The organism is Pseudomonas entomophila (assembly GCF_029478665.1).
GTDB lineage: Bacteria > Pseudomonadota > Gammaproteobacteria > Pseudomonadales > Pseudomonadaceae > Aquipseudomonas > Aquipseudomonas entomophila_F.
Genome location: NZ_JARPQB010000008.1, coordinates 110956 through 125597, shown reverse-complemented (window position 1 = coordinate 125597; position 14642 = coordinate 110956). Strand labels below are relative to the sequence as shown.

Below are 14642 nucleotides of genomic sequence, written 5' to 3'. Positions count from 1 at the left end.
GTAGGAGCGAAGCGCCTCGTCAACGCATCTCGGCGCGCAGTTCCTCGATCCGCTGGTCCTTCTCCACCCACAGCTGGTTGACCCAGCCCTGCACCACCTGGCGGAACGCCGGGTCGTTCTCGTAATCGCCCTCGCTCAGCGCCGGGTCCAGCTCGCGCACACGAATGTCGATGATCACCCGGCTGATGCTGCCGTTGAGCAGGTCCCAGAACCCTGGCGCCTTGTTGCCGGGGTAGACGATGGTCACGTCGAGCAGCGCATCGAGCTGCTCGCCCAGCGCCGCCAGCACGAAGGCCACGCCGCCGGCCTTGGGTTTGAGCAGGTGGCGGTACGGTGACTGCTGCTGTTCGCGCTTGGCCTCGGTGAAGCGGGTGCCCTCCAGATAGTTGACCACGGTCACCGGCTGGCGCTTGAACAGCTCGCAGGCGGCCTTGGTGATTTCCAGGTCCTTGCCCTTGAGCTCAGGGTGCTTGTCGAGGAAGGCCTTGCTGTAGCGCTTCATGAACGGGTAGTCCAGGCCCCACCAGGCCAGGCCCAGCAGTGGCACCCAGATCAGCTCCTTCTTGAGGAAGAACTTGAAGAACGGCACCCGGCGGTTGAGGCTTTCGATCAGCGCGGGGATATCGACCCAGGTCTGGTGGTTGCTGACGCACAGGTACGAGGTGTCGTTGCGCAGCGTGTCCACCCCGCGGATGTCCCATTGCGTGGGAATGCACAGGGCGAAGATGACCTTGTCGACTTCCGACCAGGTTTCGGCGACCCACATCACCGCCGCCGACGCATAGTCGCGACCACGGCCGGGCAGCACCAGCTTGAGCAGGGCGAACACCAGCAGCGGGCCGATCATCACCAGGGTGTTGAGCAGCAGCAGGGTGAGGGTGAGGGTGCCGGTCAGCAGGCGACGCATAAGGGGACTCTTGTGGTGTGAGGTAAACGGTCGGCAATGATAAGCAGGGGACGGGCCTTAGCCAAACGTCGTACGTCCATTAATTGGTACAAATGTTTCACATTGTGTTGTTTAGCCTGTGACAACGAACCTATCCTGCTTGCGCAGTCTAAGCACTGACCCCTCTCAAGGAAGCCTGCCCTGTGAAATCCCTGCTTGCCCTGTTGTCCCTCCTGGCGCTGCCCGTCATGGCTGCCGAACCGACCCTGTACGGCCGATACGAGAACATCAAGTTGCCGGAGATCGGCCAGACCCTGAAAGCCAAGATGGACACCGGTGCCTGGACCGCCTCGCTGTCGGCCAAGGATATCGAGATGTTCACCCGTGACGGCAACGAGTGGGTGCGCTTCCGCCTGGCGACCGAGGGTGCCGGCGACAAGGTCTACGAGCATGAAGTGGCGCGCATCAGCAAGATCAAGAACCGTGCCGAGGAAGAGGAAGAAGGCGATACGCCGGATCTCTCGCACCGGCCGGTGATCGAGTTGGAGATGTGCCTGGGCGAGGTCAAGCGCACCGTGGAGGTCAACCTGGTCGACCGCAGCAATTTCCGCTACCCGCTGCTGATCGGTTCCAAGGCCCTGCGCAAGTTCAAGGCGGCGGTGGACCCGCGCGAGAAGTTCACGGCGGGCAACCCGGGCTGTTAAGCACTGCGTAACCTCTGTAGGAGCGGCTTCAGCCGCGATGGCGCCAGCTCAGTTCTCATGACCGTCGCTATCGCGGCTGAAGCCGCTCCTACAGGGATTGCACCGGCATCCGGATATGCTTCACAGTCCAGCCTTCAACCTAGCAAGGCCGGACGCCATGCCCCACATCCTCATCGTCGAAGACGAATCCGCCATCGCCGACACCCTGGTCTACGCCCTGCAGGCCGACGGCCACAGCACCGAATGGGTGTCGCTGGGCAGCGCCGCGGTCGAACAGCAGCGCCTGCGCCCGGCCGACCTGGTGATCCTCGACATCGGCCTGCCCGACATCAGCGGCTTCGAGACCTGCCGCCAGCTGCGCCGTTTCAGCGAGGTGCCGGTGATGTTCCTCAGCGCCCGCGACGCCGAGATCGACCGGGTGCTGGGGTTGGAGATCGGCGCCGACGACTATGTGGTCAAGCCCTTCAGCCCGCGCGAAGTGGCGGCGCGGGTGCGGGCGATCCTCAAGCGCATGGCGCCACGGCCTGAGCCTGTCGCCGACGTTGCGCCGTTCCAGCTCGACACCCTGGCCATGCGCATCGTCTACCGTGGCCAGCCACTGGCGCTGACCCGCCACGAATTCCGCCTGCTGCAATGCCTGCTCGAGCAACCCAGGCGGGTGTTCAGCCGCGAGCAACTGCTCGACGGCCTGGGCGTGGCCTCGGACGTGGGCTACGAGCGCACCATCGACAGCCACATCAAGAGCCTGCGCGCCAAGCTGCGCCTGGTCGCGCCTGATGCCGAAGCGATCCAGACCCACCGTGGCCTGGGCTACAGCTACAGCCCGGAGCACGCCTGATGCGCCTGGGGATTCGCATCTTCCTGGTGTACTTCCTGTTCGTCGGGCTGGCGGGCTATTTCCTGCTCAACACCGTGCGCGAACAGATCCGCCCGGTGGTGCGCCAGTCGTCCGAGGAAACCCTGGTGGACACCGCCAACCTGCTGGCGGAAATCCTCCACGACGACGTCAAGGCCGGCACCCTCGGCCAAAGCCGCCTGCCCCAGGTGCTCGCCTTGTACGGCGAGCGGCGCCCGAGCGCGCAGATCTGGGGGCTGGCGAAGAACCAGGTCAGCCACCGGATCTACGTCACCGACGCCAAGGGCATCGTCCTGCTCGACTCCAGCGGCCAGGACCTGGGCAAGGATTATTCCCGCTGGAACGATGTCTACCTGACCCTGCGTGGCCAATATGGCGCACGGTCCACCCGCAGTGATCCGGAGGACGAAAGCACCTCGGTGATGCATGTGGCGGCACCCATCCTCGACCAGGGTCGGATCATCGGCGTGGTGACGGTGGCCAAGCCCAACAGTTCGCTGCAACCGTACATCGACCGCTCCGAGCAGCACCTGCTGACGCTCGGGCTGGGGCTCATCGTACTGGGGTTGCTGGTGGGGGCGGCGCTGTCGTGGTGGCTGGCCCGCTCGCTGCGCCGGCTCACCCAGTACGCCCAGGCGGTCAGCGAGGGCGAGCGCGCCGCCTTGCCCCACTACAAGGGCGGCGAACTGCTGCAGTTGGCCACGGCGGTGGAGCGCATGCGCACGCAGCTGGAGGGCAAGGCGTACGTGGAGCGCTATGTGCATACTCTCACCCATGAACTGAAGAGCCCGCTGGCGGCGATTCGCGGCGCCTCCGAGCTGCTGCAGGGCGAGATGCCGGATGAACAGCGAGCGCGTTTCGCCGGCAATATCGAGCGCGAGAGCGAGCGCTTGCAGCAGATGATCGAACGCCTGCTCAACCTGGCCCGGGTCGAGCAGATGCAGGCACTGGAGGACGAGCAGCAGGTGGCGCTGGCGGCATTGGTCGATGAGCTGCTGCTGGCCCATGCGGTGCGGATCGAAGGGGCGGGCCTGCAGGTGCGCCAGCGTGTCCCGGTCGCCACCCGGCTGTGGTGCGATCCATTCCTGATGCGCCAGGCGTTGGCCAACCTGTTGGACAACGCACTGGACTTCACCCCGCCGGGCGGCGCCTTGCTGTTCGAATTGGAGCGGGCGGGCGAGCGGGTGGCGCTGAGCTTGTTCAACCAGGGGCAGGCGATACCCGAGTACGCCCTGGGGCGGGTCAGTGAGCGGTTCTACTCGTTGCCCAGGCCCGGGACGGGCCGCAAGAGCACCGGGCTGGGGCTGAATTTCGTCGACGAGGTGATGCAACTGCACGGCGGGGCGCTGGCGGTGGACAACGTCGAAGGTGGGGTGCGGGTGCGTCTGTGGCTACCGGCGCGACGGCTCGGCTGAGTCAACGTACATCTCTGTAGGAGCGGCTTTAGCCGCGATAGCGTCAGTCATGAGAATTGAGCTGGCGCCATCGCGGCTGAAGCCGCTCCTACAGGGGCGATGTCGTGCCAGATCTCCACACAATCTCCACATTCCCTCCCTGATGGCTCCATGCGGCGGGCAGACACTGCCCCCATCGCAAACGGAGCCCCACCCCATGAACAAGACCCTAGGTTTCAAGCTCGGCCTGATCGGCACCTTGATCCTGCTGCTGCTTATCCCCCTGCTGATGATCGGCGGCCTGATCGACGAACGGCAGCAACTGCGCAACAACGTGCTGGGCGAGATCGCCGCCAGTTCGAGCTTCGACCAGGTGGTCAGCGGGCCGCTGCTGGTGGTGCCCTACCGCAAGTACGAGCGGCGCTGGATCGACAAGGACGGCACGAGCGTCCAGGAGACCACCACGATGCACGGCAATCTCTACTTCCTGCCGGAAACCTTCGCGATGGATATGGGCGTCGATACCGAGCTGCGCGCCCGCGGCATCTACCAGGCGCGCCTGTTCCACGCCAAGGGCCAGCTCAGCGGCCGCTTCAAGCTGCCCGAGCGCTGGGGCATCGACAAGGACTACGACGATTACCGCTTCGACAAGCCGTTCCTGATGGTCGGTATCAGCGACATTCGCGGTATCGAGAACAGCCTGGAGCTCACGTTGGACGATCAGCGCCTGCCATTCGAGGCCGGTAGCGGTGTCGACTGGTTGCCTGGCGGCGTGCATGTGGCGCTGCCGCAGTTCAGCGACCAGAAGGCCCGCGAGTTCGACTACGCCTTCGACCTGGCCCTGCTGGGCACTGGCCAGCTGGCGGTGCTGCCGGTTGGTCGCAGCACCACCGTGGACATGCGCGCCAACTGGCCGCACCCAAGCTTCGTCGGCAGCTACCTGCCCAGCCGCCGTGCCATTGACGAAAAGGGTTTCAGCGCCCACTGGCAGACGTCGTTCTTCGCCACCAACCTGGAAGAGGTCGTGCGCCTTTGCGCAACTGTCGGCAAGTGCGGCGACTTCAACGAGCGTGCCTTCGGCGTCAGCTTCGTCGACCCGGTGGACCAGTACCTCAAGAGCGAGCGGGCGATCAAGTACGCGCTGCTGTTCATCGCCCTGACCTTTGCCGGCTTCTTCCTGTTCGAGGTGCTGAAGAACCTCAGCGTGCACCCGGTGCAGTACATCCTGGTGGGCGTGGCCCTGGCGTTCTTCTACCTGCTGCTGCTGTCGCTGTCCGAGCACCTGGGGTTCGGCCTGGCCTATGGGCTGTCGGCATCGGGTTGTGTACTGCTGATTGGGTTCTATCTGATTCACGTGTTGCGCAGCCTGGGGCGTGGGATTGGCTTCGCGGCGGGGCTGGCGGCGTTGTACGCGATGCTCTACGGGTTGCTCAGTGCCGAGGACTATGCGTTGCTGATGGGCTCGCTGCTGTGCTTTGGCCTGCTGGGCGTGTTCATGGTGCTGACCCGTCGGCTGGACTGGTCGCGGGTGGGGAGGGGCGTATGAGGGAGGACAGAGAGATCGGACGGTGGTTGGCCGCTCGAATCGGGTTGTTGTTTCCTGTCAGACCGTGATGAGGCAGGGGCTGCTGCGCAGCCCTTTCGCGGCACAAGGCCGCTCCTACAGGGATCTGCGCAATTCTGTAGGAGCGGCCTTGTGCCGCGAAACGAGGGCGAAGCCCTCGCTGGCGGAGTGTCAGGCCACGGGAGCTGTTGCCACCATCGACGGGCGCTGACTCACCTCGGCATACCATGCCGCCAGCCCGGGCTGACGCTCACGCCAGCCGAAGCCGGGCTGGCGCAGGTCCAGGTAGCCCAGCGCGCAGGCCACGCCAATCGCCGCGATATCGAACCCCGACACCAGCTCAGCCAGGTGCGCCTGCTCCAGGTTCATCAGGCTGCGGCGAATCTTCTCGCCCTGCGCCTCGACCCAACCGTCCCACTGTTTGTCCGCCGGGCGCAGGAAGGTCTCGTAGCGTGAAGCCACCGCCGCATCCATGATCGCGTCGGCCTGCGAGGCCAGGGTCAGCCGGCGCCAACGCGCCGAACCCTCGCGGGGGATCAGCGGGTTGCCGACGTGCTGGCTGTCGAGGTACTCGCAGATCACCCGGCTGTCGTGCAGCACGCTGCCGTCGTCCAGGCGCAGGGCAGGGATCTTGCCGATCGGGTTGCCCTGGTTGAGCTGATCGTCGCCGTTCAGCGGGCTGATGTTGACGCCTTGCACGGTCACGCGGTCGAGTTGCCCGGTCTCGTGCAGCACCACCATGACCTTGCGCACGAACGGCGACAGCGGCGAATGGAACAGGATCATGGCTCAGTTACCTTGCAGGCTGGGCGGCAGGCACACACCGGTGCCACCAATACCGCAGTAGCCGTCCGGGTTCTTGGCCAGGTACTGCTGGTGGTAGGCCTCGGCGAAGTACACGGTCGGTGCCTGGGCGATCTCGGTGGTGATCTCGCCGAAGCCGGCCTTGCTCAACTCGGCCTGGAAGGCGTCACGGCTGGCCTTGGCTTCCTCGAGCTGTTGCGGCGAGGTGCAGTAGATCGCCGAGCGGTACTGGGTGCCGACATCGTTGCCCTGGCGCATGCCCTGGGTGGGGTTGTGCAGCTCCCAGAACATCGTCAGCAGATCGCGGTAGCTGACCTTGTTCTTGTCGAACACCACCAGTACCACTTCGGTGTGGCCGGTCAGCCCCGAGCAGACTTCTTCGTAGGTGGGGTTGGGGGTGAAGCCGCCGGCATAGCCGACCACGGTGCTGACCACGCCCTCGTGCTGCCAGAAACGGCGCTCGGCGCCCCAGAAGCAACCCAGGGCGAAGATGGCGAAGTCGATGTCGCCTTCGAAGAACGGGCCGAGCAGCGGGGTGCCTTCGAACACGTAGTGGAACTCGGGCAGGGCCATCGGGGTTTCGCGGCCAGGCAGGGCCTGTTCCGCGGTGGGCAGGACGTTTTTGTTCACCAGGATTTCCGAACGCAGGACCATGGCCGTTCCTCTGTGTTTTCCAGTGGGATGGGTGTTGGCCCGTTCGCCGGCAAGCCGGCTTGCCGGCGAACGGGCCCGAATGGTCTCTATAGTGCCCGAGCTTTATGCCGCTGTCAGTCCATCGGCCCGCGCGGATAGCGGCGCAGTTTCTCGGCCAGTTCGCGGCCGGGGATCGGCCGGTCGAACAGGTAGCCCTGGCCGACGTCACAGCGGTGGCGGCGCAGGAAGGCCAGTTGCTCCGGTGTCTCGATCCCTTCGGCCACCACCTTGAGCTTGAGGTTGTGGGCCATGGCCACCACCGCCGAGGTGATCTCCATGTCGTCCTGGTTGTCGGGGATCTCGTTGATGAAGCTGCGGTCGATCTTGATGATGTCGATCGGGAATTTCTTCAGGTAGCTCAGCGACGAGTAGCCGGTGCCGAAGTCGTCCATCGCCAGCGTCAGGCCCAGGGCCTTGAGCTCGTCGAGCTGGCGGTGGGTGTCTTCGGTGGCTTCGAGCAGCAGGCCTTCGGTCAGTTCCAGCTCCAGCAGGTGCGGCGGCAGCGCTTCCTCCTTGAGGATGCTGCCGATCGAGCCGACCAGCTCGGGGTCGGAGAACTGCTTGGGCGACAGGTTGATGGCCACGTGCAGATTGCCCATGCCGGCCCCGCGCAGTTCCTGGCTCTTGCGGCAGGCCTGGCGCACCACCCATTTGCCGATCGGGATGATCAGGCCGGTTTCCTCGGCGACGCTGATGAACTGGTCGGGGCGGATCATTCCGCGCTCGGGGTGGTTCCAGCGCAGCAGCGCCTCCAGCCCGAGCAGGCGGCCGCTGCGCAGGCACAGTTTCGGTTGGTAGAACACTTCCAGTTCGTTCTGGGTCAGGGCGCGGCGCAGGTTGTTCTCGACGAACAGCTTGTAGCTGGCCTCGGCGTTGAGCACTTCGGTGAACACCTGCACCTGGTGCTTGCCGTTGGCCTTGGCCTTGTGCAGGGCCAGGCCCGCGTTCTTCATCAGGGTCGCCGGGTCGCTGCCATGCAGCGGCGCGCAGGCCAGGCCCACGGAGGCGGTGACGTTGATCAGCTGGTTGTCGACGAACATGGGTTTGTCGAGGGTGCGCAACAGTTGCTGGGCGACGCCCTGGCCGTCTTCCAGGCTGGTGTCGTCGAGCAGCACGGCGAACTCGTTGCTGGCAAAGCGTGCCAGGCTGCCGCCGCTGTTCAGGCTGTTGCGCAGGCGCCGGGCCAGGCTGATCAGCAGCTTGTCGCCGGTCTGGTGGCCGAGGCTGTCGTTGATCCGCTTGAAGTTGTCGATGTCCACCAGCAGCAGGCAGATCGGCGTGTTGCTGTCGCGGGCGAAGCGCTCGTCGAGGTTACGGATGAACGCCGGGCGGTTGCCGAGGTTGGTCAGGTTGTCGGTGTAGGCCAGGCGTTCGATGCGTTGCTGGGCCAGCTTGGTCTGGGTGACGTCTTCGTAGATGCCGATGTAGTGGGTGAGCTCGCGGTTGTCGCCGTACACCTTGGAAATCGACAGCTGGCCCCAGTAGGGCTCGAGGTTCTTGCGCCGGCTCTTGAACTCGCCCTGCCAGCTGTTGCCCATGGCCAGGCTCGACGGCGAGTCGAACAGCAGCTCGCTCAGGTTTTCCAGGGCCGGCAGCTCGCCCAGGTGATGGCCCTGGACTTCCTCGGTGCTGTACTGGGTGATCGCCGTGAAGCTTGGGTTGACGTATTCCACCACGCCATCGCGGTTGACCAGCAGGAAGGCGCTGGCGCTCTGCTCCACGGCCCGCTGGAACAGGTGCAGGGCGCTGGCGGCGGTGCGCCGGTTGTGGTTGTTGATCACCTGGGCGAATTGGTCGGCCAGCTCGCCGGCGAAGGCGATCTCGTCGGTCTGCCAGGCCCGTGGCTGGCCGGTCTGCTCCAGGCACAGCACGCCGACCACCTGGCCGTCGATGCGGATGCTGGCGTCGAGCATGGCGTTGTCGTCGGTGCTGTACAGCGACTCGGCCATCTCGCGGGTGCGCGGGTCGTGGCTGGCGTTGTGGGCATCGATGGCGCGGCTGGCGTGCAGGGCGTCGAGGTAGTCGGGGAAGCGGCTGGCGTCGATCGCCTCCGGCAGGCGGTGCTGCTGCTCGCTACGGTACCAGGCGCTGATCGGTTCCAGGCGCTGGTCGTTCAGGTACCAGATGCTGGCGCAGTCGACCTTGTAGATCTCGCAGGCGCTGCGGGTGATCAGTTCGGCGGCTTCGAGCAGCGAGTTGCCTACGCTGTAGCGCTGGCGGGCCAGGCGCAGGATCAGGTCTTGCTGGGCGCGCACCCGCTCCAGGTGCTCGAGCTGTTCCTGCTGGGCGCGCTGGTTCAGTTGCAGGGCCAGTTGCAGGCGGTTGTTACGCGATTCGAGGTCGTCGGTGTCGAGTTCCGCCAGCTCGTCTTGCTGGTCGTCCATCACCGTCAGGTAGCCGCGCAGCAGCTGGCGGTTGTGCTGCTTGTAGCTCTCGCCCACTTCCAGCAGGCGCAGCGCCAGCGGGCTGGCGTGCAGGGTGTAGCGCACCCGGTAGTGCCCGCGCAGGGCCAGTTGCCGTTGGATCTCGTCGTGCAGCTTGTAGCGCGCCTCCGGCTCCATGAGGCTGGCGTAGGGCGAGCCGATCAGGGCGCAGAGTTCAGCGGCGGGCAGGCCGAACTGGCGGTCACAGGCGGGGTCGAGGTAGAGCATGGCCCAGCTGGCTTCGTTGAGCCGTTCGAAACGCAGCATGCCGAGCCGCGAGGGCACGGGGAGCTGCGTGACGACCTCGGCCACCACACGGCTGGCGGCATCGGGTTGGCTTTTCATCGAAGACTCGCTTGAACAGGGGGCGCGGCCTGGAGAGCGGCGCATCGGGCAAGGTTGCATCATGTCCCATGGGCTGGCAAGCGGCCATGGGGGATGCTGTCTGCAGGTTGTCGGCTGGTGGGGGGGAATCTGTAGTTTTACGTTGGGATTGTGGGGCCGCGTTGCGCCCCGTTCGCGGCGCAAGGCCGCTCCTACAGGCGATCGCGTCCCCCCCTGTAGGAGCGGCCTTGTGCCGCGAAAGGAGGGCGCAGCCCTCCCAGCGTTCTCACAGGAAAAAAAAGCCCCGCCAATTGGCGGGGTTGAGGTACGAGCGTGGCAGCTCGAAAGGGGACCTGCCTTCCCGGGGGAAGGCAGGCAAACAGCGGGTTACAGCAGCATGGTGCGGATGTCGCCCAGCACGTCGCCCAGGCGCTTGGTGAAGCGTGCGGCGGCGGCGCCGTTGATCACGCGGTGATCGTAGGACAGCGACAGCGGCAGCATCAGCTTCGGCTGGAAGGCCTTGCCGTCCCAGACCGGCTGCATGGTGGCCTTGGAGACACCCAGGATCGCCACCTCAGGCGCGTTGACGATCGGCGTGAAGCCGGTGCCGCCAATGTGGCCGAGGCTGGAAATGGTGAAGCAGGCGCCCTGCATGTCGTCGGCCGAGAGCTTCTTGGTGCGGGCTTTCTCGGCCAGCGCGGCGGCTTCGGCAGCCAGTTGCAGCAGGCTCTTCTGGTCGACGTTCTTGATCACAGGGACCAGCAGGCCATCCGGGGTGTCCACGGCGAAGCCGATGTGCACGTACTTCTTGCGGATGATCGCCTTGCCGCTTGGTGCCAGCGAGCTGTTGAAGTCCGGCAGTTCCTTGAGCAGGAAGGCGCAGGCCTTGAGCAGCAGCGGCAGCACGGTCAGCTTGACGCCGGCCTTTTCAGCGACGGCCTTCTGCGCAACGCGGAAGGCTTCCAGCTCGGTGATGTCGGCGGAGTCGAACTGGGTCACGTGCGGCACGTTCAGCCAGCTGCGGTGCAGGTTGGCGGCGCCGACCTGCATCAGGCGGGTCAGGGCGACCTCTTCCACTTCACCGAACTTGCTGAAGTCCACGGCCGGGATCGGCGGAATGCCAGCACCACCGGTAGCACCGGCGGCCGGCGCTTCCTTGGCCTTCTGCATCATGGCCTTGACGTAGACCTGCACGTCTTCCTTCAGGATGCGACCGTGCGGGCCAGTGGCCGCGACGGCACCCAGGTCGACACCGAATTCACGGGCCAGCTGGCGCACGGCAGGGCCGGCGTGAACCTTGGCGTTGCTGCCGGCAGCCGGCGCGGTGGCGACCGGCGCAGGGGCGGCGGCAGGCGCCGGAGCAGCGGCCGGTGCGGCGGCTTGGGCAGGAGCGGCAGCCGGGGCAGCAGCGGCCGGAGCCGCAGCAGCAGGGGCTGCGCCTGCGGCCTTGATCTTGAAGATCAGGTCGCCGGTGCCCACTTCGTCTTCCAGCTTGCACAGCACGGCTTCGATCACGCCGGCGCTAGGCGACGGGATCTCCATGGAAGCTTTGTCAGATTCCAGGGTGATCAGCGACTGGTCGGCTTCGACGGTGTCGCCGACCTTGACCAGCACTTCGATGATCTTGGCCTTGCCCGACGAGCCGATATCCGGCACGTGGATGTCCTGCACGCTGGCGGCAGCCGGGGCTGCTGCTGGCGCAGGGGCGGCTTCGGCGGCCGGCGCTGGAGCGGCAGCAGCTGGGGCCGGGGCGGCGGCCGGAGCCTCAGGCGCCGCAGCGGCGCCCTCGACTTCCAGGACCAGCAGCTCGTCGCCTTCTTTCAGGCGGTCGCCCAGCTTGACCTTCAGTTCCTTGACCACGCCGGCCTTGGGGGCCGGGATTTCCATGGAGGCCTTGTCGGACTCCAGGGTCAGCAGGCTCTGGTCTGCTTCGATACGGTCACCGACCTTGACGAACAGCTCGATGATTTCACCTTCACCGCTGCCGATGTCAGGTACGCGAATGAGTTCGCTCACTTAAAAATACTCCTCAGCAGTCCAGTGGGTTGCGCTTGTCCGGGTCGATGCCGAACTTGACGATGGCGTCAGCCACAACCTTGGGTTCGATCTCGCCACGGTCAGCCAGGGCTTCCAGGGCAGCCAGCACCACGAAGTGGCGGTCGACTTCGAAGAAGTGACGCAGCTTCTTGCGGCTGTCGCTGCGACCGTAACCGTCGGTACCCAGGACCTTGAACTCTTTGCTTGGCACCCACTGGCGAATCTGCTCGGCGAACAGCTTCATGTAGTCGGTGGAGGCGATGACCGGGCCCTTGCGGCCGGCCAGGCACTCTTCGACGTAGGTCTTCTGAGGCTTCTGGCCAGGCTTGAGGCGGTTGGCGCGTTCCACGGCCAGGCCGTCGCGACGCAGTTCGTTGAAGCTGGTGACGCTCCACACGTCGGCACCGACGTTGAACTCTTCACGCAGGATCTTCGCCGCTTCGCGAACTTCGCGCAGGATGGTGCCGGAGCCCATCAGCTGTACGTGGTGCGCGGCTTCGCGGGTGTCTTCCTCGAGCAGGTACATGCCCTTGATGATGCCGTCCTCGACACCGGCCGGCATGGCTGGCTGCTGGTACGACTCGTTCATCACGGTGATGTAGTAGAAGATGTCCTGTTGCTCTTCGGTCATCTTCTTCATGCCGTCCTGGATGATCACCGCCAGCTCGTAGCCGTAGGTCGGATCGTAGGTGCGGCAGTTCGGGATGGTGCCCGCCATCATATGGCTGTGGCCGTCTTCGTGCTGCAGGCCTTCGCCGTTCAGCGTGGTACGGCCGGCGGTACCGCCGATCAGGAAGCCACGGGTGCGGCTGTCGCCAGCGGCCCAGGCCAGGTCGCCGATACGCTGGAAGCCGAACATCGAGTAGAAGATGTAGAACGGCAGCATCGGCTGGTTGTGGCAGCTGTACGAAGTACCGGCAGCGATGAACGACGACATGGCGCCGGCTTCGTTGATGCCTTCTTCGAGGATCTGGCCCTTCTTGTCTTCGCGGTAGAACATCACCTGGTCTTTATCGACAGGCTCGTAGAGCTGGCCGACCGACGAGTAGATGCCCAGCTGGCGGAACATGCCTTCCATACCGAAGGTACGGGCTTCGTCCGGGATGATCGGGACGATGCGCTGGCCGATGTCCTTGTCCTTGACCAGTTGCGCCAGGATGCGCACGAAGGCCATGGTGGTGGAGATTTCACGGTCGCCCGAGCCGTCCAGGATCGCTTTCAGCGTTTCCAGTGGCGGGGTGGGGACGCTGAAGCTCTTGGCGCGGCGCTGCGGTACGAAGCCACCCAGGGCTGCACGGCGTTCGGCCAGGTACTTGGCTTCGGCGGAGCCTTCTTCCGGCTTGAAGAACGGCAGGTTCTCAAGGTCGGCATCCTTGACCGGGATGTCGAAGCGGTCACGGAAGTGACGCAGGCTGTCGACGTCGACTTTCTTCGTATTGTGCGCGGTGTTCTTGGCTTCGCCGGCACCGGTACCGTAACCCTTGATGGTCTTGGCCAGGATGACGGTCGGCTGCTCTTTGTGGTTCACAGCCTGGTGGTACGCCGCGTAGACCTTGTACGGGTCGTGGCCGCCACGGTTGAGCTTCCAGATCTCGTCGTCGGACAGGTCTTCGACCATGGCCTTGAGCTCTGGGGTGTTGAAGAAGTTCTCACGAACGTACGCGCCGTCTTTGGCTTTGTAGTTCTGGTACTCGCCGTCGATGACTTCGTCCATGCGGCGCTGCAGGGCACCGTTGGTGTCCTTGGCCAGCAGTGGGTCCCAGAAGCGGCCCCAGACGACCTTGTTGACGTTCCAGCCACCGCCACGGAACACGCCTTCGAGTTCCTGGATGATCTTGCCGTTGCCGCGAACCGGGCCGTCGAGGCGCTGCAGGTTGCAGTTGATGACGAAGATCAGGTTGTCCAGCTTCTCGCGGCCGGCCAGGGCGATCGCGCCCAGGGATTCCGGCTCGTCGCACTCGCCGTCGCCCATGAAGCACCAGACTTTCTGCTTGCCGGCCGGGATGAAACCGCGGGCTTCCAGGTACTTCATGAAGCGTGCCTGGTAGATGGCCTGGATCGGGCCCAGACCCATCGAAACGGTCGGGAACTGCCAGAAGTCAGGCATCAGCCATGGGTGCGGGTACGAAGACAGGCCGTTGCCGTCCACTTCCTGGCGGAAGTTGTTCATCTGGTCTTCGTTGATGCGGCCTTCCATGAAGGCGCGGGCGTAGACGCCTGGCGAAGCGTGGCCCTGGAAGAAGATCAGGTCGCCGCCGTGTTCGTCGGTCGGGGCCTGGAAGAAGTAGTTGAAGCCGATGTCGTACAGCGTGGCGCTGGAGGCGAAGCTCGAGATGTGGCCACCCAGGTCCGAGTCCTTCAGGTTGGTGCGCATGACCATGGCCAGGGCGTTCCAACGTACCATCGAGCGGATGCGGCGTTCCATGAACAGGTCGCCAGGCATGCGTGCTTCGTGGGTGACAGGGATGGTGTTGCGGTACGGCGTGGTGATGGCATACGGCAGCTGGGAGCCACTACGGGTGGCCAGCTCGCCCATACGGGTCATCAGGTAATGAGCGCGGTCTTCGCCTTCTTTGTCGAGGACCGACTCCAGGGCATCCAGCCATTCCTGGGTTTCGATTGGATCGAGGTCTTGCATGGCTTGCTCCAGGGCGGAAAGGCCACCAGAATCGATGGCCTGAGTTTGCGACTGGCCTTATGGGCAGACGTCGTGAATTCTTGGATTACCGGACAGTCATCCGGCGCGGTGTAGTTTTACTACAAATGCTTTCGCATTTCATGCTTTTGCACCTACGGGGTAGTAGTAAAACTACACAAATGCGACGGTTTGTCGCATCCCGGGTTGTGAGGATAAACGTTCATGTTGGTTGGTGGCGTGTCGCGATCAGGTGGTTCTTGATGCTTTTTGCCAAATTTTCGGCTTTATCGGCTATTTCCAACTTTTGTATGACAGTCCA

10 protein-coding genes are annotated in these 14642 nt (G+C 64.6%); 4 read left to right on the top strand and 6 right to left on the bottom strand.

Features of this window, described 5'->3' with window-relative positions:
- Window positions 1-19: 19 nt before the first annotated feature.
- Window positions 20-907: an acyltransferase gene (locus P5705_RS06125; protein ID WP_277460001.1), complete on the bottom strand. Its 888-nt coding sequence runs from the start codon at window positions 905-907 to the stop codon at window positions 20-22.
- A gap of 182 nt (window positions 908-1089) precedes the next feature.
- On the opposite strand from P5705_RS06125, the gene P5705_RS06120 reads away from it, so the two are divergent.
- The 4 genes from P5705_RS06120 to creD all read left to right on the top strand — a co-directional run bounded on the left by P5705_RS06120 (window position 1090) and on the right by creD (window position 5386).
- Complete coding sequence (locus P5705_RS06120) at window positions 1090-1590, top strand: ATP-dependent zinc protease family protein (RefSeq protein ID WP_277460000.1); 501 nt, start codon at window positions 1090-1092, stop codon at window positions 1588-1590.
- A 157-nt stretch (window positions 1591-1747) separates the two neighbouring features.
- On the top strand, window positions 1748-2428 hold the full coding sequence (gene creB, locus P5705_RS06115) for a two-component system response regulator CreB (protein ID WP_277459999.1): 681 nt from the start codon (window positions 1748-1750) through the stop codon (window positions 2426-2428).
- Window positions 2428-3861, top strand: coding sequence for a two-component system sensor histidine kinase CreC (gene creC / locus P5705_RS06110; protein WP_277459998.1), 1434 nt, complete (start codon window positions 2428-2430; stop codon window positions 3859-3861). Before creB ends, creC begins: the two co-directional genes overlap by 1 nt.
- Window positions 3862-4057: 196 nt before the next feature.
- Window positions 4058-5386, top strand: a complete 1329-nt coding sequence (gene creD / locus P5705_RS06105) for a cell envelope integrity protein CreD (protein ID WP_277459997.1) — start codon at window positions 4058-4060, stop codon at window positions 5384-5386.
- A 189-nt stretch (window positions 5387-5575) separates the two neighbouring features.
- Here the strand turns inward: creD and P5705_RS06100 are convergent, their stop codons facing one another.
- From P5705_RS06100 to aceE, 5 genes are all read right to left on the bottom strand, one after another.
- A complete protein-coding gene (locus tag P5705_RS06100) occupies window positions 5576-6190 on the bottom strand; it encodes a glutathione S-transferase (RefSeq protein ID WP_277459996.1) in 615 nt (204 codons plus the stop codon).
- A 3-nt stretch (window positions 6191-6193) separates the two neighbouring features.
- On the bottom strand, window positions 6194-6862 hold the full coding sequence (gene msrA / locus P5705_RS06095) for a peptide-methionine (S)-S-oxide reductase MsrA (protein WP_277459995.1): 669 nt from the start codon (window positions 6860-6862) through the stop codon (window positions 6194-6196).
- Between the two features lie 113 nt (window positions 6863-6975).
- Entirely contained in the window at window positions 6976-9669 is a 2694-nt protein-coding gene (locus P5705_RS06090; RefSeq protein WP_277459994.1) for a putative bifunctional diguanylate cyclase/phosphodiesterase, read from the bottom strand.
- A 366-nt stretch (window positions 9670-10035) separates the two neighbouring features.
- The gene (gene aceF / locus P5705_RS06085) at window positions 10036-11664 is read right to left on the bottom strand and encodes a dihydrolipoyllysine-residue acetyltransferase (protein ID WP_277459993.1); all 1629 of its coding nucleotides are present in this window, start codon (window positions 11662-11664) and stop codon (window positions 10036-10038) included.
- Between the two features lie 13 nt (window positions 11665-11677).
- Window positions 11678-14323, bottom strand: coding sequence for a pyruvate dehydrogenase (acetyl-transferring), homodimeric type (gene aceE, locus P5705_RS06080; RefSeq protein ID WP_213658693.1), 2646 nt, complete (start codon window positions 14321-14323; stop codon window positions 11678-11680).
- Window positions 14324-14642: the final 319 nt, after the last annotated feature.